Annotated in this window: 18 protein-coding genes; 10 read left to right on the forward strand and 8 right to left on the reverse strand. The window is 71.1% G+C overall.

Going from position 1 to position 20,519, the window contains the following annotated elements; all coding sequences use genetic code 11:
• Positions 1-101: 101 nt before the first annotated feature.
• The 4 genes from ACQPYK_RS43730 to eno all read right to left on the reverse strand — a co-directional run bounded on the left by ACQPYK_RS43730 (position 102) and on the right by eno (position 3,621).
• A complete protein-coding gene (locus ACQPYK_RS43730) occupies positions 102-1,061 on the reverse strand; it encodes an exopolyphosphatase (RefSeq protein WP_433245607.1) in 960 nt (319 codons plus the stop codon).
• A complete protein-coding gene (locus tag ACQPYK_RS43735) occupies positions 1,058-1,678 on the reverse strand; it encodes a DUF501 domain-containing protein (protein ID WP_433245610.1) in 621 nt (206 codons plus the stop codon). Before ACQPYK_RS43735 ends, ACQPYK_RS43730 begins: the two co-directional genes overlap by 4 nt.
• Before the next feature lie 41 nt (positions 1,679-1,719).
• Positions 1,720-2,127 (reverse strand): FtsB family cell division protein, encoded by a 408-nt coding sequence (locus ACQPYK_RS43740; protein WP_433245613.1) that lies wholly within the window; start codon positions 2,125-2,127, stop codon positions 1,720-1,722.
• A 216-nt stretch (positions 2,128-2,343) separates the two neighbouring features.
• A complete protein-coding gene (eno, locus tag ACQPYK_RS43745) occupies positions 2,344-3,621 on the reverse strand; it encodes a phosphopyruvate hydratase (protein ID WP_433245616.1) in 1,278 nt (425 codons plus the stop codon).
• 111 nt (positions 3,622-3,732) lie between these two features.
• Between eno and ACQPYK_RS43750 the strand changes: the two genes are divergently transcribed.
• On the forward strand, positions 3,733-4,476 hold the full coding sequence (locus ACQPYK_RS43750; RefSeq protein WP_433245619.1) for a class I SAM-dependent methyltransferase: 744 nt from the start codon (positions 3,733-3,735) through the stop codon (positions 4,474-4,476).
• 16 nt (positions 4,477-4,492) lie between these two features.
• On the opposite strand, the gene ACQPYK_RS43755 is transcribed toward ACQPYK_RS43750, so the two are convergent.
• The 3 genes from ACQPYK_RS43755 to mfd are packed head-to-tail and all read right to left on the reverse strand — an operon-like array spanning position 4,493 to position 9,644.
• Positions 4,493-5,455 carry a MazG family protein gene (locus ACQPYK_RS43755; RefSeq protein ID WP_433245622.1) on the reverse strand — a complete coding sequence of 321 codons (963 nt, stop codon included), beginning with the start codon at positions 5,453-5,455 and terminating at the stop codon, positions 4,493-4,495.
• A gap of 10 nt (positions 5,456-5,465) precedes the next feature.
• On the reverse strand, positions 5,466-6,086 hold the full coding sequence (locus ACQPYK_RS43760) for a SurA N-terminal domain-containing protein (RefSeq protein ID WP_433245624.1): 621 nt from the start codon (positions 6,084-6,086) through the stop codon (positions 5,466-5,468).
• Positions 6,087-6,113: 27 nt separating this feature from the next.
• On the reverse strand, positions 6,114-9,644 hold the full coding sequence (mfd, locus tag ACQPYK_RS43765; RefSeq protein WP_433245627.1) for a transcription-repair coupling factor: 3,531 nt from the start codon (positions 9,642-9,644) through the stop codon (positions 6,114-6,116).
• 170 nt (positions 9,645-9,814) lie between these two features.
• Here mfd and ACQPYK_RS43770 point away from each other — a divergent pair, with 170 nt between their 5' ends.
• From ACQPYK_RS43770 to ACQPYK_RS43780, 3 genes are all read left to right on the forward strand, one after another.
• Positions 9,815-10,549 carry a class I SAM-dependent methyltransferase gene (locus ACQPYK_RS43770; RefSeq protein WP_433245630.1) on the forward strand — a complete coding sequence of 245 codons (735 nt, stop codon included), beginning with the start codon at positions 9,815-9,817 and terminating at the stop codon, positions 10,547-10,549.
• An 80-nt stretch (positions 10,550-10,629) separates the two neighbouring features.
• On the forward strand, positions 10,630-11,859 hold the full coding sequence (gene cysC / locus ACQPYK_RS43775) for an adenylyl-sulfate kinase (protein ID WP_433245633.1): 1,230 nt from the start codon (positions 10,630-10,632) through the stop codon (positions 11,857-11,859).
• Between the two features lie 54 nt (positions 11,860-11,913).
• Positions 11,914-12,867, forward strand: a complete 954-nt coding sequence (locus ACQPYK_RS43780) for a sulfite exporter TauE/SafE family protein (protein ID WP_433245636.1) — start codon at positions 11,914-11,916, stop codon at positions 12,865-12,867.
• Here ACQPYK_RS43780 and ACQPYK_RS43785 read toward each other — a convergent pair.
• Entirely contained in the window at positions 12,751-13,833 is a 1,083-nt protein-coding gene (locus ACQPYK_RS43785) for a glycoside hydrolase family 26 protein (protein ID WP_433259095.1), read from the reverse strand. The two genes, ACQPYK_RS43780 and ACQPYK_RS43785, sit on opposite strands and share 117 nt — an antisense overlap.
• Positions 13,834-14,135: 302 nt before the next feature.
• On the opposite strand from ACQPYK_RS43785, the gene ACQPYK_RS43790 reads away from it, so the two are divergent.
• From ACQPYK_RS43790 to ACQPYK_RS43815, 6 genes are read left to right on the forward strand one after another with little or no spacing between them, the layout of a single operon-like run.
• Positions 14,136-15,236 (forward strand): YveK family protein, encoded by a 1,101-nt coding sequence (locus ACQPYK_RS43790; RefSeq protein WP_433245639.1) that lies wholly within the window; start codon positions 14,136-14,138, stop codon positions 15,234-15,236.
• On the forward strand, positions 15,233-16,525 hold the full coding sequence (locus tag ACQPYK_RS43795) for a hypothetical protein (RefSeq protein ID WP_433245642.1): 1,293 nt from the start codon (positions 15,233-15,235) through the stop codon (positions 16,523-16,525). The genes ACQPYK_RS43790 and ACQPYK_RS43795 overlap by 4 nt, the downstream gene beginning before the upstream one ends.
• Complete coding sequence (locus tag ACQPYK_RS43800) at positions 16,522-17,421, forward strand: hypothetical protein (RefSeq protein WP_433245645.1); 900 nt, start codon at positions 16,522-16,524, stop codon at positions 17,419-17,421. Before ACQPYK_RS43795 ends, ACQPYK_RS43800 begins: the two co-directional genes overlap by 4 nt.
• The gene (locus ACQPYK_RS43805) at positions 17,418-18,275 is read left to right on the forward strand and encodes a sulfotransferase domain-containing protein (RefSeq protein ID WP_433245648.1); all 858 of its coding nucleotides are present in this window, start codon (positions 17,418-17,420) and stop codon (positions 18,273-18,275) included. Before ACQPYK_RS43800 ends, ACQPYK_RS43805 begins: the two co-directional genes overlap by 4 nt.
• A complete protein-coding gene (locus tag ACQPYK_RS43810; RefSeq protein ID WP_433245651.1) occupies positions 18,242-19,558 on the forward strand; it encodes a lipopolysaccharide biosynthesis protein in 1,317 nt (438 codons plus the stop codon). The genes ACQPYK_RS43805 and ACQPYK_RS43810 overlap by 34 nt, the downstream gene beginning before the upstream one ends.
• On the forward strand, positions 19,555-20,457 hold the full coding sequence (locus ACQPYK_RS43815; protein WP_433245654.1) for a sulfotransferase: 903 nt from the start codon (positions 19,555-19,557) through the stop codon (positions 20,455-20,457). The genes ACQPYK_RS43810 and ACQPYK_RS43815 overlap by 4 nt, the downstream gene beginning before the upstream one ends.
• The last annotated feature ends 62 nt before the right edge of the window (positions 20,458-20,519 follow it).

Consider the following 20,519-nt stretch of genomic DNA (forward strand, 5'->3'; position numbering starts at 1 on the left):
TGCCGGGCCCCACGGCAAAGCCTCGCTAAAGCTTCTTTACCTAACCATAAAACGGAAGGATCTCTCAATACTCCCTAGACATATGAAATGTCCAGATGTTGTTAAGGTTTAGACACGGACCAGGCGATTCCATCCAAAATGTCGTGTTCACTGACAACGACTTCGGTGAAACCGTACCGCTCCATAATCCGGTCAAGAATCAGCGCGCCGGCACCGATCACGTCGACCCGTCCGGGATGCATGACGGGAATGGCCGCCCGCTCCTCGTGTGTCATCTCCAGAAGTCGCCTTGAAACGCTATTTACCCGATTTGCCGGAATTCGCGAATGGTGGATTCTCTCCGGATCGTAGGCGGACAGGCCGAGCGCCATGGCGGCGACGGTCGTGACGGAGCCGGCGAGGCCGACCATGGTGAGTGCCCGTTCCACCGGAACGTCCTGGGAGACCCGGTCGAGCGCGTCGTCGATGTCGGCGATCATGGCCTCGATCACCTCGGCCCGCGGCGGCGTGCCCACGTCGCGCAGATGCCGCTCGGTCAGCCGGACGCAACCGATGTCCACCGACAACGCCGCCTCCACGTGCGTGGAGCCGACGACGAACTCGGTGGAGCCGCCGCCGATGTCGACCACGAGGTACGGCGGGCGGGTGCCGTCCGGGGTGGGCAGGCCGGTCTCGGGCGAGAGCCGCACCAGGTCACGGGTGGCTCCGGCGAACGACAGCTCCGCCTCCTCGGCGCCCGTGACCACCTCGGGCTCCACCCCGAAGATCTCACGCACGCCGTCCACGAACTCCTGCCGGTTGGCGGCGTCCCTGGTGGCGCTGGTGGCCACCACACGGACCGCGCGGGCGCCGTGCTGGTCGATGAGCTTGGCGTAGCCGCGCATCGCGCCGAACGTGCGCTCCAGGGCCTCCGGGGCCAGCCTGCCGGTCTGGTCCACTCCCTGGCCGAGCCGGACGATCTCCATCCGCCGCTCGACGTCGGTCAGGGTGTCCGCGTGGACGTCCGCGATCAGCAGGCGGACGGAATTGGTGCCACAGTCGATGGCGGCGACGCGGGTCACGAGGTCTCCTGTTGTGTGCTCGGGGTCACGGCCGGGTCCGTGCTCGGGGTCACGGCCGGTTGTGTGCTCGGGGTCACGGCCGGGTGTGTGCTCGGGGTCACGGCCGATTCCGCGCTTCCCTCGACGGCGCAGCAGGGCCCGTCGGCCCACCACTCGCCGAGCGCGTCGAGCGCCTCGCGGCCGAAGGGATTGCTCCCGGGCACCGCGAGCTCGTGCCCGACCAGGGCGTGCAGGCACTTGACCCGGGTGGGCATGCCCCCGGTGCTCTGCATGTCCCGGGGCAGCGGCTCCAGGTCGGCGTCGGCGGCGGCCTTGTCCCGGCGCGCGACGTAGTCGTCGTGGGCCGCCTGGTAGGCACGGGCCAGGTCGGGATCCTCGGCGAGTCTGGCCTGCATGGCCCGCATCATCCCCGAGGTCTCCAGCGTGCCGATCGCCGAGGCGGCCTTCGGGCAGGTCAGGTAGAACAGCGTCGGGAACGGCGAGCCGTCGGGCAGCCGGGGCGCGGTCTCCACCACGTCGGGCAGCCCGCACGGGCAGCGGTGCGCCACCGCCCGCAGGCCCCGCGGCGTCCGGCCGAGCTGCCGCTCCACCGCCGCCACGTCGCGATCATCCACCATTCGTGACACCCCCTGAGAAGACGACGACCAGGTTATCGGGGTCACCCCGTCGCCTCGGCCGCCTTGTGGCCCTTACCGGTGTCGGCCGCCTCGACCGACTCCCAGAGCGTCTCGTACCACGGTGGCCTGACGACCTTCTTCTCCCCCGTCGTGCCCTTGCCCTCCGTGGCCTGCTTGCCCATGACGACGTAGCACTTGTGCCCGGGGTCGCAGTAGTGGAGCCGCTCCCTGGCCATCCGCTTGATGTAGCCGGGGTCCTGGAGCTGCTTGCGGCGATCGTCCAGCGCCTTGATGGCCTCAAGCTCCCTGGTCTGCTGCTGCAGCAGCTGGGAGATCTGGCGGCGCTGCTCGATGTACGCCCTGACCGGGTAGGCGAGGCTCATGGCGATCGCGCACACCACGATCGCGAGGATCGCGGCCCGTCCCGTCAGCTGCGGCCGTTTCGCCATGCGTCTCTCCCCGTCTTCCCCGTCTGCGCCCTGCCGTGCACGACGGCTCGGGTCCGGCGGCCCGGCGCGGCCCGGCGCGGCCCGGCGCGGCCCGGCGCGGCCGGGCACCGCCGGTGGACTTCCCGGTGCCACGGCCCCGATGCCGGACACCGGGCGGTTTCCCGCGCGGTACGGCTCGCGCCCGACTGAATCGGGCGCAAACCGTATCGTGCGAAACTACCGCTGGAACCGCGGGAACGCCGCGCGACCCGCGTAACGGGCGGCGTCGTCGAGGAGCTCCTCGATGCGCAGCAGCTGGTTGTACTTGGCCACGCGGTCGGATCGGGCCGGGGCGCCGGTCTTGATCTGGCCGCAGTTGGTGGCCACCGCGAGGTCGGCGATCGTGGTGTCCTCGGTCTCACCGGAGCGGTGGCTCATCATGCAGCGGTAACCGCTGCGGTGGGCCAGGTCCACGGCGTCGAGGGTCTCGGTCAGGGTGCCGATCTGGTTGACCTTGACCAGCAGGGCGTTGGCGGTGCCCTCGGCGATGCCCCGGGCCAGGCGCTCGGGGTTGGTCACGAACAGGTCGTCGCCGACGAGCTGGACCTTGTCGCCGAGCGCCCTGGTGATGGCGTTCCAGCCCTCCCAGTCCTCCTCGTTCAGCGGGTCCTCGATGGAGACCAACGGGTAGTTGGCGACCAGGTCCTCGTAGAAGGCGATCAGCTCGGTGGCCGACAGGCCCTTGCCGTCGATGGTGTAGACGCCGTCCTTGTGGAACTCGGAGGCGGCCACGTCGAGCGCCAGCGCGACGTCCTCGCCGGGCACGTAGCCGGCCTTCTCGATGGCGACCAGGATCAGGTCGAGCGCGTCGCGGTTGGAGGGCAGGTTGGGCGCGAAACCGCCCTCGTCGCCCAGACCGGTGGCGTAGCCCTTCTCCTTCAGCACGGCCTTGAGCGCGTGGTAGACCTCGGTCCCCATTCGCACGGCCTCGCGGAACGACTCCGCGCCGATCGGCGCGATCATGAACTCCTGGATGTCCACGTTGGTGTCGGCGTGCGCGCCACCGTTGAGGATGTTCATCATCGGCACGGGCAGGACGTGCGCGTTCGGACCGCCGAGGTAGCGGAACAACGGCAGCTCGGCGCTCTCGGCGGCGGCCTTGGCCACGGCGAGGGAGACGCCCAGGATGGCGTTGGCGCCCAGCCGGGCCTTGTTCGGCGTGCCGTCCAGGTCGATCATGACCTGGTCGATGCTGCGCTGCTCGGCCGCGTCGAATCCGATGATCTCATCGGCGATCTCGTCGGTCACGCCGAGAACGGCCTTCTCGACGCCCTTGCCGCCGTAACGCTCGTCACCGTCACGCAGCTCCACGGCCTCGAACTGGCCGGTGGACGCGCCGCTCGGAACCGCGGCGCGACCTTCGCTGCCGTCGTCCAGCAGGATGTCGACCTCGACCGTCGGGTTGCCCCTGGAGTCAAGGATCTCGCGGGCGGTGACGCCCTCGATGGAAGCCACGAAGCGCTCCTAAAGTCGCAGGACAGTTTGCCTCAGAAGCCTACCGAGGCCTACTTGCCGGTACGGCGGCCGCCATCCCCACCGGAGGGGACGTGTGATCCAATCGGAGGCATGAGCGATCTCACGGCGCTCGACCGGGTACGCGAGCTGCTGGACCCGGCCCTGCCCGCTCCCGCCTCCGAGCACGGATATCTGGACCTGCTCGGCGACGAACCCGTTGACGAGTCGCCGGCACAACGCCTCATGCGTTCGGGATTCCTGCCGAGGATCTACGAGCGTTTCTGGCGCCCCGTGCTGATCGGGGCGATGAAGGGTCCGCTCGGGCCGGACACCCGGCAGGAGACGGCGCTGGTCCGGGCGGTGCTCGCGCTCGGCCCCACCGACCACGTGCTGGATGTGGCCTGCGGTCCCGGCAACGTGACGCGTGCCCTGGCCGGGGACGTCGACGACGGGCTGGTCACGGGGATCGACGCCTCGGCCTCGATGCTCGCCCGCGCGGTGCGCGACACCCGGGCGGGAAACGTCGGCTACGTGCGCGGGGACGCCGTGGACCTGCCCTTCCGACCGGCGGGCTTCGACGCGGTGTGCTGCCTGGCGGCCCTCTACCTGTTCGACCGGCCCTTCGACGCCCTCGCGGAGATGGCGCGGGTGCTCAAACCGGGCGGCCGGATCGCCGTCATGACGACCCGGCGCCTGTCACCGGCCGGCCCGCTCAACGAGGTGGCCGGCACCCTGTCGGGGATTCGCCTGTTCGGCGACCGCGAGATCACCGACGCCCTCTCCCGGCTCGGCTTCTCCGGGGTGCGTCACCGAACCTACGGGCTCATGCAGTTCGCGAGCGGGCGCCTGGTCTGACGACCCCGAGGCGTGCTCAGGCGTCGCCGGAGCCGCCCGACTCCCAGGCGCGGACCCGGTCGCGATAGAGGCGGGCGGCGGTGCGAAGCTCGGCCTCCGGGTCGAGACCGGCCGCGTGCGCCTGCCGTACGAGCTCGAACAGCCGCGTCCCCAGGTCGTCGGCGGAGGGCCGGGCGGCGAGGGCGCCGGGGGCTCCGGCGCGCTCGGCGCGCCGCAGCAGCTGGGCGGCGAGGGAGAGCGCGGGCTGACCCATCGGGACGCCGTCCAGGACCGAGCCCGAGTCGCCGCCGTTCTTGGCCGCGCGCTCGGCCGCCTTGATGGTCTCCCAGTTGTCGTTGACCTCGTCGGCGCCCTCGACCCGCGTGTCGGCGAACACGTGCGGGTGGCGGCGGACGAGCTTGGAGACGATCCCGTCGGCCACGTCGTCGATGTCGAACCCGTCGGAGCGCTCATGCGCCACCCGCGCGTGGAAGGCCACCTGCAACAGCAGGTCGCCCAGCTCCTCCCGCAGCGCGGCGTGGTCGCCCTCCTCGATGGTCTCCAGCACCTCGTAGGCCTCCTCCAGGAGGTAGGGCGCCAGCGACTCGTGAGTCTGCTCGGCGTCCCACGGGCAGTTCGTCCGGAGCCGGTCCATCACCGCGACGAGGTCGAGCACCCGCGCCCCCGGCAGGTCGTACGAGCCGGGCACGATCTCGATCACCGGCGGATCCTCAAGGGCCACCGCCGCGTAACCGATGGAGCGCATCAGCGCCTCGTCGGCCTCCAGCCACACGACGGTCGCCTCGCGTGCCTCCCGGACCAGGGCGGCCGGATCCGGGGTCACGACCTCGACGACGACCCCGGCCTCGGCCAGGTAGGGCAGGTGCGGATGGTCCGCCGACCCGGTGCGCACCGGACCGTCCTCGAGAACCTGCCACGCGCGGCGGCTGAGCAGCCCCGGGGCGACCCGGGGCGAGGTGGTGACGACGATCAGGGGCATGCCACCGAGGTTACTGGGACGCCGCGGTCGCGGGGCTCGCGCCGAAGCGGCCGCTGTCGAGGAAGAGACTCGGCTGCTCCTGGCTCGGCTGCGCGTTGATCTGGCCGTAGCGCGGGTTCCAGCTGATCCGCACCGTCTGCAGGTCCTTGATCGCCTGCTGCTGGCCGCGCTGGAGGGCGGCCTGGTCGGTGCCGCCGCCGTACTTGGCCATGAGCTTGGTCATCATCAGCTTGGCCCTGGTGAAATCACGCGACTGCGAGGGCGCTATGGCCTGCTGCAGCATCTGCTGCTCGTACTTGGCCTGACCACCCGCGGCCGCGATCACCTGGTCGATCTCGGCCTCGGTGGCCGTGATGCCCCTGCTCTCGGCCACCTGGGTGTACTGCTTGGCGCTGGCGAGCTGGAAGAGCACGACCTGCGGGACGCTGCCGGGGAACTGCAGCTGCGAGGCGGAGACGTTCGCCTTGGCCAGCGCGGCCTCGAACTCCCGCACGTTGCCGTCCAACTGGTTGGAGCTGATCCGCTCCCCGCCCACGATGGCGGCCGCGCCTGCCTGCGTCGGAGAGCAGGCGGTCAGCGCGACACCCGCGGCGGCGACCGCCAGGATGACGCGCACTCGAGTCGACTTCACATGCGATCCCTTCACGACAAACGTCGCTTACTTTACCGGCATGTTCTCGAGGAACATCGCCTCGACCAGGTCGCCGCACCACTTGAGCAGATCCAGGTCGCGCAGCGGCTGACCGCCGAGCGGCCTGGTCTTGGGCACGGGCACCAGCAACGTACCGCTCGCCTGCTTCAGCAGCGCCTTCGGGTACAGCCGCTGGAGCCTGACCTGCTGGGAGTCCCTGAGCGTCACCGGGGCGAACCTGATGTGCTGGCCCTGCAGGGTGACGTCGGACAACCCGGCCAGGCGGGCGCGGATCCGGAAGCGGGCGACCTCCAGGAGGTTCTCCACCTCCCGGGGCGGCCTGCCGTACCGGTCGACGAGCTCCTCGCGCACCGCGGCGATCTGGTCGTCGGCGCCGATTCCGGCGATCCGCTTGTAGGCCTCAAGCCGCAGCCGTTCGGAGGTCACGTAGTCGTGCGGGATGTGCGCGTTGATCGGCAGCTCGACCTTGACCTCCGGCCGCTCCTCCTCCACGGGGCCGCCCGACAGCTTGGCCTTCTGCTCCTGTACGGCCTCGGCCATCATGCGCACGTAGAGGTCGAAGCCGACGCCCGCGATGAAGCCCGACTGCTCGGCGCCCAGGATGTTGCCCGCGCCGCGGATCTCCAGGTCCTTCATCGCGACGTACATGCCCGCGCCCATCTCCGTGTGCTGGGAGATGGTGGCCAGGCGCTCGTGGGCGGTCTCGGTGAGCGGCTTCTCCGGCGGGTAGAGGAAGTAGGCGTAGCCGCGCTCGCGGCCCCGGCCGACCCGGCCGCGCAGCTGGTGGAGCTGGGAAAGGCCGTAGTTGTCGGCCCGGTCCACGATCAGCGTGTTGGCGTTGGGCACGTCGAGGCCGGACTCGACGATCGTGGTGGAGACCAGCACGTCGAAGTCGCGCTCCCAGAAACCCACCATGATCTTTTCGAGCTGGTGCTCGTTCATCTGGCCGTGCGCGACGGCGATCCTGGCCTCGGGCACGAGCTCGCGCAGCATGGCCGCGACCTTGTTGATGCTGGAGACGCGGTTGTGGACGAAGAAGATCTGGCCGTCGCGCATCAGCTCGCGCCGGATCGCGGCGCCGATCTGCTTGTTGTCGTAGGGGCCGACGAAGGTGAGGATCGGGTGGCGCTCCTCCGGCGGGGTGAGGATCGTCGACATCTCGCGGATGCCCGTGATGCCCATCTCCAGTGTGCGGGGGATCGGCGTGGCGGACATGGCCAGCACGTCTACTTGGGTGCGCAGGTGCTTCATGGCCTCCTTGTGCTCGACGCCGAAGCGCTGCTCCTCGTCGATGATGATCAGGCCCAGCTCCTTGAACCTGACCTCCGGCGAGAACAACCGGTGCGTGCCGATCACCACGTCCACCGAGCCGTCGCGCAGGCCCTCCAGCGTCCCCTTGACCTCCGAGTCGGTCTGGAAGCGCGACACCGGCCGCACGTTCAGCGGAAACCCGGAGAACCGCTCGGTGAAGGTGGACAGGTGCTGCTGGACCAGCAGGGTGGTCGGCACCAGCACCGCCACCTGCTTGCCGTCCTGCACGGCCTTGAACGCCGCCCGCACCGCGATCTCGGTCTTGCCGTAGCCGACGTCGCCGCAGATCAGCCGGTCCATCGGGACGCCGCGCTCCATGTCGCGCTTGACCTCGTCGATGGCCTCCAACTGGTCGCCGGTCTCGGCGTAGGGGAAGGCGTCCTCCATCTCCCGCTGCCACGGGGTGTCGGGCCCGAACGCGTGTCCCGGTGAGGCCATCCGGGCGGAGTAGAGGCGGATCAGCTCCCCGGCGATCTCCTTGACCGCCTTCTTCGCCTTGGTCTTGGCCTTGGCCCAGTCGGCGCCGCCCATCCGGTTGAGCGTGGGCGACTCGCCGCCGACATAGCGGGTGACCTCGTCGAGCTGGTCGGTCGGCACGTAGAGGCGGTCGCCCTTGGCGTACTCGATGACCAGGTATTCGCGGGTGGCGCCCTGCACGGTCCGCTGCACCATCTCGACGTAGCGGCCCACCCCGTGCTGCTCGTGCACCACATGGTCGCCGACCTTGAGCTGCAGCGGGTCGACCATGTTGCGCCGTTTGGAGGGCAGCCTCCGCATGTCCTTGGTGGACGCCTTCTGCCCGACCAGGTCCAGGTGCGTCAGCACGGCCAGGGCGGGGCCGACGAAGCCGTGCTCGATCAGGCCCGTGCTGACGTGGACGACCTTCGCGTCCGGCACCCGGTCGAGTGCCGGCTCCAGCCGCGCGGGCAGGTCCACTCCCTTGAGCAGCTCGACCATCCGCTCGGCGGGACCGTGGCCCTCGCTGAGCAGCACGACCACCTTGTCCTCGTCCAGCCAGCCCTTGATGTCGCCCAGCGCCCTCTGGGTGTCGCCCCGGTAGGCCTCGGCCTCCTGCGCCCGCAGGGCCAGCCCGTCACCGAGGTCGTCGCCGCCGAACGGCGCGATCGACCACCAGGGCTGGCCGAGCTCCCGCGCGTGGTCGCGGATCTCCTCCAGCGTGCGGAACGCCGCCGCCCCCAGGTCGATCGGCGCCTCACCGCCGGACGCGGCGTTGATCCAGGACGCCTCCAGGAACTCCTGACTGGTGCGCACCAGTTCGTCGGCCCGGCTGCGGATGCGCTCCGGGTCGCACACGAACACCGCCGCCTGCGCCGGCAGGTGGTCGACGAGCAGGTCCATCTCCCCGGCGAGCACCGGCGCGAACGCCTCCATGCCCTCCATCGGGACGCCCTCGGCGAGCTGGTCCAGGATCTCGGCCAGCGCGGGATGCCGCTCGGCGAGCTCCCGCGCCCTCTCCCGGACCTCGTCGGTCAGCAGCAGTTCGCGGCAGGGGGCGGCGAACAGGCCGTCCTCCGCCACCTCCAGCGACCGCTGGTCGGCGACCTTGAACCAGCGGATCTCCTCGACGCTGTCGCCCCAGAACTCCAGCCGCAGCGGGTGCTCCTCGGTCGGCGGGAAGACGTCGAGCAGGCCGCCCCTGACGGCCACCTCGCCGCGCTTCTCCACCATGTCGACCCGGTTGTAGCCGTTTTCCACCAGCCGCTGGACGATATCGTCGAGATCGGCGTCGCCGCCGGCGCGCAGCCGTACCGGACGCAGGTCGCCCAGGCCGCGCACGATCGGCTGGAGCACTGCCCGGACCGGCGCGACGATCACCTGCAGCGGGCCCGCGGCGGCGTCGCCCTCGACCGGGTGCGCCAGCCTGCGCAGTACGGCGAGCCGCTGGCCCACCGTGTCGCTGCGCGGCGACAGCCGCTCGTGCGGCAGCGTCTCCCAGGCGGGGAAGACGGCGATCGTGCCGGGATCGAGGAGGCTGGTGAGCGCCGCGGCGAGATCCTCGGCCTCGCGCCCGGTGGCGGTCACCGCGAGGACGGTCCGCGTCCCTTTCCCGGCCCCCTCCCTGGCCAGCGCGGCCACGGTGAACGGCCGCAGTGCGGGCGGCGCGATCAGCGACACGTCGGAGGAGTCTCCCCCTCGGATGTCCTCAAGAGCCGAAGCCAGCTTCGGCTCTTCGATGACAAGGTCCAGCAGTCCGGAAAGGCTCATCAGTTTCGCCCACAGCCCCACGACGGCAACACGACAGGCCCCCGGCCGTCAGGGCACGGGGGTTACTCCCCAAGGCTACTTCCCCGGCGGCCGGCCTCCCGCAAGCAGATCGCTCCTCAGGAAGGGGGAAATGCGCGACGAATCGTGTTGAGTTGACTACTCTTAGTCACATGTCAGAGGTACGGTCGGTCGTCTCGCGAGACGACATGTTCAGTCGGCGGATCCGCGAGCAGTGGACCGCGCAGTCAGGTCGTCGGCTCGACGTCCTGATCGCCGGGTGCGGGTGGCCCGAGCCGCTGGAGCTGGAGCTGGACCAGGTGGAGGCCCGGGTCACCGGGATCGACGAGGACCTGCCGGCGCTGCGGGCGAGCACCTCCATGCGCAAGGACCTGCACTCCTGGGCGCTGGGCGACCTGCGCTCGGTGCCGGTGCCGCCGCGGTCGTTCGACATCGTCTACGTGTCGTTCCTGCTGGAGCGGATCGAGCATCCCGAGCTGGTGCTCGACCGGCTGCTCACCGGCCTGCGGCCGGGCGGCCTGCTGCTGTTGCGGATGCGCGACAGGTCCTCGGCCTACGGCACGCTGGACCGCCTGACGCCCACGGCGCTGCGGCGGCTGCTGTGGCACCGGTTCGTCCCGGCCGGGGCCCTGGGCCCGCTGCCCCCGTTCTACGGGCCGGTCACCTCGCGCGAGGGGATGCACTCCTTCTGCCTGACGCGGGGACTCATGGTGACCGACGACACCTCCGCGACGAGCGGGCCCGCGCTGAGCGGGCCGATGGGCAGGGTGGCCCGCGCCGCCTGCTCGGTGCTGGAAAGCCTTTCCAGGGGACGCCGGCCCTCCTCGCACGATGAGATCATCATGGTGATCCGCAAGCCCCACAGCCACTTCACCCGGGTGATCTGACAGGCCACCCGGCTGGTGCGGAGGAAGCGGAGTGGGTAAGCTGACGAAATCCGACTAATTCGATCGGGATTGTGGAGCAGATGACGGCGCCTTTCGAGTGGACCCCCGACGCCCGTGAGCTGGCCGATCTGGAGCTGTTGCTCTCCGGCGCCTTCCAGCCCCTGACGGGCTTCCTGAGCTCGGCCGACGCACACGCCGTGCAGGAGCACGGCGCGCTGGCGGACGGCACGCCATGGCCCGCGCCCGTGACGTTCGCCCTGCCCGACGACCACCCCGCCGCCGCCGGCGACCGGATCACGCTGCACGATCCCGAGGGCGCCGCGCTGGCCGTGCTGACCGTCACCGAGCGGCAGGACGGTTTCGTCGCCGGCCCGCTGGAGGCTCTGCAGGCGCCCGAGCACGGGCCGTTCGCCCGGCTGCGCCGCACTCCCCTGGAGGTCCGCAAGGATCTGGCCGGCCGGCAGGTGCTGGCGGTCACCATGCGCGGGGCGCTGGACGATCTGGAGGAGATCCGGGCGACCGCCAGGGAGCTGGACGCCGCGATCCTGCTGCTTCCCCTGGCCTTCGGCGAAGGCGGTCCCGCGGTGGTCCGCGCCGCCCTCAAGGCCCGCGGCCAGCTGCCCGAGGACACGCTCGTGGCCGTGGTGCCGCTGGCGCCCCGGGAGGAGCCCAGCATCGACCTGGAGCTGCGCGAGCGCGTGGCCGAGGCCTATGGCGCGACCGAGCACCTGGCCGGCCCGGAGCCCGTGACGCTTCCCGGGCCACCGCACCGGCGCGGGCTGGTGGTCTTCTTCACCGGCCTTTCGGGCTCCGGCAAGTCCACCGTCGCGCGCGGGCTGCGCGACGCGTTGCTGGAGCGCGGCAGCCGCACGATCACCTACCTCGACGGCGACGTGGTCCGTCACCTGCTGTCGGCGGGGCTGAGCTTCTCCAAGCAGGACCGCGACCTCAACATCCGCCGGATCGGGTTCGTCGCCGCCGAGGCCGCCAGACACGGCGGGCTGGCGATCTGCGCGCCCATCGCCCCCTACGCCGCCACCCGCGAGGAGGTCCGCGCGATGGTCGAGGCCGTCGGCGCCGACTTCCTGCTGGTCCACGTGGCCACTCCCCTGGAGGAGTGCGAGCGCCGCGACCGCAAGGGGCTCTACGCCAAGGCCCGGGCCGGGCTCATCCCCGAGTTCACCGGCGTCTCCGACCCCTACGAGGAGCCCGACGACGCCGACCTGGTCATCGACACCACCTCGATCAGCGTGGACCGGGCGGTCCAGCAGGTGCTGGACCCGCTGGTCGGGGGAGGGTGGGTCCGGTGAGGCCACGGGCCGGCGCGGCGACCGACGGCAACCAGAGCAAGGAGTGAACGACCGATGGGCATCGACTTCCCCCTCGCCATAGGGTCGTTCCTCGTGGCGATCGTCGTCGGGCTGACCGGCATGGGCGGCGGCGCGCTGATGACGCCGATGATGATGCTGCTGTTCAACGTGCCGCCCCTGGCGGCCGTCTCCAGCGACCTCGTCGCCTCGGCCGTGATGAAACCGGTGGGCGGGATCGTCCACATGCGCCGGGGCACGGTCAACCTCCGGCTGGTCGGCTGGCTGTGCGCCGGCTCGGTGCCCGCCGCCTTCTGCGGGGTGCTCGTGGCCCGGGCGTTCGGGGACGGCGAGCAGATCCAGCAGACGATCAAATACGCCCTGGGGGGCGCGTTGCTGCTGGCCGTCGCGGGACTGGCCGCCAAGGCCTGGCTCTCGCGCGGCGAGGAGGAGGCCTCGGCGGACCTCGGGGAGATCGTCGTGCGCCCATTTCCGACCTTACTGGTCGGTACGATCGGTGGCCTGGTGGTCGGCATCTCCTCCGTGGGCTCCGGGTCCCTCATCATCGTGGCGTTGCTCGCGCTCTATCCCGCGTTGAAGGCCAACCAGCTCGTCGGCACCGACCTGGTCCAGGCCATCCCGCTGGTCGTCTCGGCCGCCCTGGGGCACCTGCTGTTCGGTGACTTTCAGCTCGACGTCACCACTTCGCTGCTGGCGGGCTCGATTCCCGGTGTCTATCTGGGCGCGCGGATCTCGTCCCGGGCCCCCGGCGGGGTCATCCGGGCCCTGCTCGCGGTGGTGCTGCTGGCGTCCGCGCTGAAGCTGCTCGGTGTGGGAAACACCGCCACGCTCTGGATCCTGGCCGGCGCCGTCGCGGCCGGGGCGGCCGGGTGGTCACTGCTCTGGCACCGTGGTCGCGCGAAGGTAGGGGTCGCCGGCGAGGTCGCAGAAGGCCCGCAGGCCCCCGGGAGTGGTGTCGAAACGGGTGTCCCCTCGCGGGGCGCGCGGTGAGTCGAAGTAGACCAGCGCCTTGATCTGCGGGTAGCGCCGCACCTCCTGGCGCACCGAGGCGAAGAACGACTCCTTGAACCCGGGCTGCCCGTAGCGCTCGAACACGCCCCACTCCGCGACCATGATGGGCTTGCCGGGGAAGCGCGACTGCATCCAGCGGTAGAACCCCGGCCACCCGGCGAAGTCCTCGCGGGTCTTGTTGATCAGACCGTCGAAGGTGTGCACCCTGCCGTCGACGTAGGGGTCCATGGCCACCCAGTCGACCACGTCGTCTCCGGGATAGAGTCCCTCGAACCAGGGGTTGGCCGCCCAGTTGGGCGCGCCCATGTAGGTCATGACCGTGACCGCGTTGCGCACGCCCCGCTGCCGCAGCCGCAGCACCACGTGCCGGAACATGGCGGCGTAGTCCTCGGCGGTCATCCCCGAGCCCGGCTCCTGCCGCACGTCGTTCTCCGGCTCGTGGTGGACGGTCAGGAAGAACCTCTCGGGGAAGGTCTTCAGGATGTGGTCGGCCAGCCGGTCGATCCGCCCGTCCAGCGCGCCACCGGCGATCTCCGCCCAGGTGTGGTCGAAGGACGGCTTCCAGTTGACCAGCAGGAGCCTGCGACCGGCGGGATCGCGGGCGATCTCCCGCTCCTCGGGGGTCGGGAAGAGCTCCGAGCCCCGGTGGTAGACGTGCATGATGTCGGCCGGGCGGCCCATGCGCTCCTCGATCCGTTCCAGCGCCCGCCCGGGGCGCCGGCCGGTGAAGATCTCCGGTGCGACTCCCCACCACGCCCCGCACGAGGGGATGAGCGTGGCGGTGACCTCGCAGCCCGACGCCGACGGGTGAATGCCCAGCATGCCGTTGACCCGGGCCGTGACGCTCTCCGGAGGGTCTCCGGAAACCGCCGAGGACTGGGCGCACGCGCTCATTCCCAGGGACAGCGCGAGACACGTCGCACCGATTCTGGCGCCGCGCGACATTATCCCCAAAACGGCATTTATCCGATGCAACGGTTCCTCACAGCTGCTCCGTCCACCCGTTTCCGACCTTGCCCGGAACACACTTTCCCATCCTCCGGACGTGCTGCGTCGCGAACTTTGCCGGTCCATGCGGCAGCCATCCGACAGCAGGAGAGAAATATCGGATAAAAGAGAGTTATTGCACCGTGATTAGCGGGATCGCCCCGAAGAAAATCTTGTGTATTGGTTCGGGGAAATGGCGATCCGACCTATAGTTCCTAGGGTTCCGAAGCCTCGCCGCCGCCCGAAAGGGACCACCAAGCATGCCCCTCCCGCCGGACGCCGACGTCCGCCGCTCCGGCGGAGACCTGGCGGACTACGCCTCCCTCCTGCGCCGCAGGTGGGCGATCCTGCTGTTCTTCCTGACGGCCGGAGTCGGCGGCGGCGTCGCCCTGTTCCGGCTCACCCCCGCGGCCTACACCGCCTCCGCCCAGGTGCTGGTGTCCCCCACCGGCCTGGGGGAGCAGACCAACCAGGTGACCAACCGGCAGCGCGAGTCGCTCAACCTCGACACCGAGGCCCAGATCGCCCAGTCCGCGGTGGTCGCCAAGAAGGTCCAGGCCGTGCTCAAGACCACGCCGGGTCCCGTCGACGTCTCCGTGCCGCCCAACACCTCGGTCCTGGAGATCTCCTACACCGCCGCCGACCCGCACGCCGCGGCCGCGGGGGCCAGCGCCTACGCCCAGGCCTACCTGGCCAACCGGAGCGAGTCGACCACGCAGGCGCTGGACGCCCAGCTCAAGACCCTCCTGGCCAAACTCAAACAGGTCAACGCGAGCCTGGTCACCGTGGTGGACACGCTGCCCGGGCTGGCGAGGGGCACCGCCGAGCGGACCATCGCCCTGCAGCGGCAGAACGTGCTCAGCCGCCAGGTCTACAACCTCACCGTCAAATACGACGCGCTCAAGACCGTCGCCGTCACCCCGGGATCGGTGATCAGCGACGCGGTCGCGCCGGCCGAGCCCAGCGCCCCCGGCCTCTCCCTCCATCTCGGCAGCGGGCTCATGATCGGCCTGCTCGCCGGGGTCGGCGGCGCCTGGCTCCGCGACCGTCTCGACACCGCGATCCGCGACAGGTCCGACATCAGGCGCCTGACCGGCCTCGACGTCCTCGGCACCGCCGAGATCGGCGAGCTGGCCGGCACGGGGGGCGCCGTGCTGCTGGTCGGCGTGCCGGGCACGTCCTCGCGCGACGTGGCGCGGGCCGTACGAGGGCTGAACGAGCGCGGAATCCCCGTGACCGGCGCGGTCGTCACCACACCGGACCCGCCGCGGACGTCCCGGCCCCTCCGGGCGTCCCGGGCGTCCCTGCCGTCCCCGCCGCCACAACCGCCCGCGGCCGACAAGATGGTCTTCCCCTCGTGACGCGCCCGCATCGGGCGGCCTGGCCGATCGCCGCGCTGCTGGTGGGATACCCGCTGTGGTGGGCGCTGGGCTTCGGCGGGCTTTCGGTGATCGTGCTGGCCCCGCCGATGGCGCTGATCCTTTGGCGCCGGCGACCGATCAAGGCCCCGCGGGGGTTCGGGCTCTGGCTGCTGCTGCTGGCGGGCTACCTGGTCAGTGCGCTCATGCTCGACGAGATGCCGCCCGACACCTACGGCGAGTTCGGCGCCGGCCGGGCGATCGGCTACCTCATGCGCCTGTTCCTCTACGTCTCATTAATGATCATGATGCTCTACCTGGGCAACCTCACCGAGCGGGAGCTGCCGCAGCTCACCCTGGTGCGCATGCTCGGCGCGCTGTTCGTCACGACCGTCGCGGGCGGCCTGCTGGGCGTGCTCGCCCCGCAGGCCGACTTCACCTCACCGGTCGAGCGGATCCTGCCCGCCTGGGTCAGTGACAACTCCTTCGTCCACAACCTGATCCACCCGACCACCGCCCAGGTGCAGAAGGTCCTGGGCCACGCCTCCCCGCGCCCGGAGGCGCCGTTCGAGTGGGCCAACGCCTGGGGCAGCAACGTCTCGGTGCTGCTCATCTGGTTCGTGGTCGGCTGGTGGGTGTACGGCGGGCCGCGCAGACGCCTGGCCGTGGCCCCGCTGATCGCGCTGGCCGCCGTCCCGATCGTCTACTCCCTCAACCGCGGCCTCTGGATCGGTCTGGGCGTCGCCACCGCCTACCTGTTCCTGCGTCTGGGCACGAGGTCCCGCGTCGTGGTCTGCTCGGCCACCGCCTGCGGAGCGCTGGTGTTCTTCCTCAGCCCGCTGCAGACGATGGTGGCCCAGCGGCTGGACAACCCGCACAGCAACGACATCCGCGCCTTCACCGTGACGGCGACCGTCGCCGCGGCGGCCACCTCGCCGATCATCGGTTACGGCAACACCCGCAACGCGACGGGCAACCACCGCACGATCACCACCGGGAAGACCGACTGGTGCGATGCCTGCGGCCACCCACCGCTGGGCAGCGACGGCCAGCTCTGGCACCTGATGATCACTCAGGGGTTCGTCGGCGCCGTGCTCTACGTGGCGTTCTTCGCCGGGGCCGTCCGCCGCCACTGGCACGACCGGAGCCCGATCGGCCTGGCCGGAGTCCTGGTGATGATCCTCACCCTCCTTTACATGTTCGTCTACGACGGGCTGGTCACGCCGCTCAGCCTGTATCTGATCTCATTCGCGCTGCTCTGGAGGAACTCGATGGCGGGCAGGACCACATGAACGACGCCCGCGGCCGGCTGCGCTACCTCGACCAGACCCTCGGCCTGCTGTTTCCCGGGCCCGGCGAGGCCCGCCCGTACACCGTGCTGCCCCACCCCCTGCTGCCGCGCCGGCTGGCCCCCCGCGCCTGGTGGCACCCCGGCGGGAAGGTCATGGTCCCGTCGGGAGAGGACACGATCGAGACCTACCTCAGTGAGGCGCTGAGCGCCCCGATCCGGGTCGTGCTGCACGTGCGGCCCGCCCGGCGGGCCAACCGCAAGCCGATCCTGGAGGCCCACGCCCCGGACGGGCTGGCCGCCTTCGTGAAGATCGGCGACACCGATCGGGTCCGTGAGCTCGTCGCGAACGAGGCGCGTGCGCTCCACCTGCTCGCCGGCGTGCCGCTGAAGACCGTCGTCCCGCCGTCCGTGCTGCACCACGGGTCCTGGCGCGGCCTGTCCGTGCTCGCTCTGACCCCCCTTCCGGTACGGCGCGGCCCGATCCCCGCGGACCTGCTCACCGAGGCGATCGAAGAGATCAGCGGGCTCTGCGACCACCGGTTCGCCTGGCACGGCGACTTCTCGCCGTGGAACATCGCACGCGCTGCGGACGGACGGCTGCTGGTCTGGGACTGGGAGCGGTTCGCCACCGGGGTGCCACTCGGCTTCGACGCCGTCCACCACTTCTTCCAGCGCGCCCTGCGCCGCACCGGTCCGGCCACCGCGGCTCGGGCATGCCTGGCCCAGGCCCTGCCGGTCCTGGCCCCGTTCGGACTGTCGGCCGCCGAGGCCAGATCGACCGCGATCCACTACCTCATCGCACTGGCGGAGCGGCACACGGCCGACGGCCACGCCCCGCTCGGCCCGCCCGACCGCTGGCTCAACCCCGCCGTCGACTTCGAGGAGGTCCTGACATGAAGCCCAGGCTGAAGCGTTCCGTCCACGCCGTGTCACGGACCACCGGGCGCGTCACCGCCGGGAGCCGGGTGCTGCCCTCCTTCCTGATCGCCGGCGCGCAACGCTCCGGCACCACCTCGCTCTACCGGGCGCTGGCCCAGCACCCACTGATCCTCAAGCCCGTCTTCCACAAGGGCGTGCACTACTTCGACGTGGCCTACGACCGGGGCCTGCCCTGGTACCGAGCGCATTTCCCGCGGCAGGCCACGGCCTCCCGGCTGGCACGCCGATACGGCTGCCGCCCGCAGGCCTTCGAGTCGTCGCCCTACTACCTGTTCCATCCGCTCGCCTGCCCGCGGATCGCCTGGGACCTGCCCGGTGTGAAGGTGATCGCGCTGGTCCGCGACCCGGTGGAACGCGCCTTCTCCGCCCACGCCCACGAGCTGGCCAGGGGCTTCGAGACCGAGACCTCCTTCGCCAGGGCCGTAGAAATGGAGGAGGAGCGGCTGGCCGGGACCGTGGAGGAACTGCGCGCCTCCCCCTACTCGATCAGCCACGCCCACCGCCACCACGCCTACCTGGCCAGGGGACGCTACGCCGAACAGCTCGCCCCGCTGGAACAGCTGATCGGCCGGGACCGGCTGCTCGTGCTGGACAGCGGACGGTTCTTCACCGAGCCGGAGATCGTCTACGACCGGGTGCTGGAGTTCCTCGGCCTGCCGCACATCGGCGATCCGGTGTTCGAGCGGCACAACGCCCGGCCCCGGCCCTCGGCGATGCCCGAGTCACTGCGCCGCGAGCTGACCGATCACTTCGCGGAACTCGACGCCCTGCTGACCCCATGGCTCGGCGCGGAACCGACATGGCGGCGCTGACGCATCCGCGGCCGCCCCGCCTGAAAGGGGTGGCGCGGGGCGGGCTGGCCGGGCTGGCCGGGGCCGGCGTCAGCGCCACCGCGCAGTTCACGACGGTGGTGCTGGTCACCCGGGGAGCCGGGCAGGAGGCCGCCGGCACCTTCTTCACGGCGACCGCGCTGTGCCTGATGGCCGGCGGGATCCTGCGGATGGACGCCGGCAACGGGCTGATCTACTTCATCGCCCGGTCCCGGCCGTTCGGATACCGCTGCACCCGCGGATACGTCCGCGCCGCGCTCGTCCCCGTCGTGACGCTCTCGCTGGTCGCCGGGGTGGCGGCCGGTCTCGGCACGCCCGACCCGACGGTCCGGGTGCTGGCCGTGGCGCTTCCCGTGATGGTGTGCGCGGACGTCGCGGTGGCCGCGACCCGCGGGTTCGGCGCGATGCGACCGACCGCGCTGCTGGGCGGTGTGCTCCAACCGGTGTCCCAGCTCGTGCTGGTCGCCGCGGTGGTGCTGGCGGGAGCGCACTCGGTGCCACTGCTCGCGGCGGCCTGGGCCCTGCCGTCCCTGCCCTGCCTGCTGCTGGCGGCGCTGTGGTTGCACCGGCGGCTGCCGTCCGCCCCCTACCTGCCGGGCACCGCGCACGACCTGTGGCGTTACACCTGGCCCCGGTCGGTGGCCGCCGCGATCCAGGCGGTGTTCCAGCGGCTCGACATCGTGATCGTGGCGATGCTCGCCGGGCCGGTCGAGGCCGCCGTCTACACCGCCGCCACCAGATTCAAGATCGTGGGCCAGCTCGTCAACCAGGGACTCGCCCAGGCCGTGCAGCCGAGACTGGTGCGCGCGCTGGCCGAGGACGACCTGGCGCGGGCCCGCGAGCTGTACCAATCGGCCACCGTGTGGCTCGTCCTGCTGACCTGGCCGATCTGGCTGGGCTACGCCGCGCTCGCACCGTGGCTGCTCGGCCTGTTCGGCGACGGCTACGCCTCCGGCGCCCCGGTGGCGCTCGTGCTGGCCATGACGATGATGTTCGCCACCGCGTGCGGGATGGTCGACGTGGTGCTGACCGCCGCCGGGCACACCGGTGCCAGCCTGGTCAACCTGGTCGCCGCCATCGCGGTGACCGTGGCGCTGGACGCGTGGCTGGTCCCCGCCTGCGGAGCGCTCGGTGCGGCCCTCGGCTGGGCCGCGGGCATGCTGGTGAAGAACCTGCTGCCACTTTGGGGCGTCCATCGCCGGTACGGCCTGCGTCCCTTCGGCGCGCACAGCCTGGCCGCCCTGCGGTCATGGCGGGCACGATGACGCCCGTACTGGTGACCGGGCTGCCCAGGAGCGGGACGAGCTGGACGGGCAAGATGCTGGCGGCGAGCGGCGAGCTGGTCTACGTCAACGAGCCGCTGAACCCCCAGCACCCGCCCGGGCAGTGCCCGGGGGTGCTCGACGCCCAGGTCACCCATCGCTTCCAGTACATCTGCCCGGACAACGACGAGGTCTGGCTGCCCGCCTTCGCCGACACCGTCGCGCTGCGCTACCGGTTCCTGGCCGAGCTGCGCCGCAACCGCTCGCCGTACGACCTGGCGCGCATGATCCGCTACGGCACGGCCTTCACGCTGGGCCGGCTGACCGGGCGCCGGGCCCTGCTGGACGACCCGTTCGCGCTGCTGTCGGCCGGCTGGTTCGCCGAACGGCTGAGCTGCCGAGTGATCATCCTGCTGCGCGACCCCGTGTCGTTCGTCGGGAGCTGGCAACGGCTCGGCTGGACAATCTACTTCCACGAGCTGCTCGAACAGCCGTTGCTGGTCCGCGACCACCCGCATCTGGAGGCGCTTCGCCCCCTGGTGGGCTGCCAGGACCGGGTCGCCAAGGCCGTCGCGCTGTGGCGGGCGGCCCGGACCGTCGCCCTCGACCTCGCCGCCCGACATCCGGGAATCCTGCTGGTCCGCTATGAGGATCTGGCCGCCGACCCACCGCGGGGCTTCCGTCGCCTGTACGAATGGTCGGGCCTGACCTGGTCCGCCCGGGCCGAGGAGCGCATCTCCCGCGCGTGCACGGCCGCCGCGGGCGGCGCCGGCGGCTTCGTCTGGAACGGCCTGTCCCGCACGGCCTACCGGCCGATGGACTCCCGGCAGGCGTTGGCCACGGCGGCCGGCCGGCTGACCCCGGAGGAGATCCACCGGGTCAGGGAACTGGCCTCCCTGTAGGGCGAGGGAGGCCAGGGGCGCGAACGGTGTGCCGACATGGGCGGCGGGCACGACGCCGTCGC

It is taken from the genome of Streptosporangium sp. CA-135522, assembly GCF_050949235.1.
Taxonomy (GTDB): Bacteria; Actinomycetota; Actinomycetes; order Streptosporangiales; family Streptosporangiaceae; genus Streptosporangium.

What these genes read in the sequence shown, in the direction of transcription:
- cysC (WP_433245633.1), top strand. Translation starts at nt 10,630, where the DNA reads ATGACGGCGCCTTTCGAGTGGACCCCCGACGCCCGTGAGCTGGCCGAT.
- ACQPYK_RS43735 (WP_433245610.1), bottom strand. Translation starts at nt 1,678, where the DNA reads ATGGTGGATGATCGCGACGTGGCGGCGGTGGAGCGGCAGCTCGGCCGG.
- ACQPYK_RS43805 (WP_433245648.1), top strand. Translation starts at nt 17,418, where the DNA reads ATGAAGCCCAGGCTGAAGCGTTCCGTCCACGCCGTGTCACGGACCACC.
- ACQPYK_RS43750 (WP_433245619.1), top strand. Translation starts at nt 3,733, where the DNA reads ATGAGCGATCTCACGGCGCTCGACCGGGTACGCGAGCTGCTGGACCCG.
- ACQPYK_RS43740 (WP_433245613.1), bottom strand. Translation starts at nt 2,127, where the DNA reads ATGGCGAAACGGCCGCAGCTGACGGGACGGGCCGCGATCCTCGCGATC.
- mfd (WP_433245627.1), bottom strand. Translation starts at nt 9,644, where the DNA reads ATGAGCCTTTCCGGACTGCTGGACCTTGTCATCGAAGAGCCGAAGCTG.
- ACQPYK_RS43815 (WP_433245654.1), top strand. Translation starts at nt 19,555, where the DNA reads ATGACGCCCGTACTGGTGACCGGGCTGCCCAGGAGCGGGACGAGCTGG.
- ACQPYK_RS43770 (WP_433245630.1), top strand. Translation starts at nt 9,815, where the DNA reads ATGTCAGAGGTACGGTCGGTCGTCTCGCGAGACGACATGTTCAGTCGG.
- ACQPYK_RS43755 (WP_433245622.1), bottom strand. Translation starts at nt 5,455, where the DNA reads ATGCCCCTGATCGTCGTCACCACCTCGCCCCGGGTCGCCCCGGGGCTG.
- ACQPYK_RS43785 (WP_433259095.1), bottom strand. Translation starts at nt 13,833, where the DNA reads ATGTCGCGCGGCGCCAGAATCGGTGCGACGTGTCTCGCGCTGTCCCTG.
- ACQPYK_RS43780 (WP_433245636.1), top strand. Translation starts at nt 11,914, where the DNA reads ATGGGCATCGACTTCCCCCTCGCCATAGGGTCGTTCCTCGTGGCGATC.
- ACQPYK_RS43790 (WP_433245639.1), top strand. Translation starts at nt 14,136, where the DNA reads ATGCCCCTCCCGCCGGACGCCGACGTCCGCCGCTCCGGCGGAGACCTG.
- ACQPYK_RS43800 (WP_433245645.1), top strand. Translation starts at nt 16,522, where the DNA reads ATGAACGACGCCCGCGGCCGGCTGCGCTACCTCGACCAGACCCTCGGC.
- ACQPYK_RS43810 (WP_433245651.1), top strand. Translation starts at nt 18,242, where the DNA reads ATGGCTCGGCGCGGAACCGACATGGCGGCGCTGACGCATCCGCGGCCG.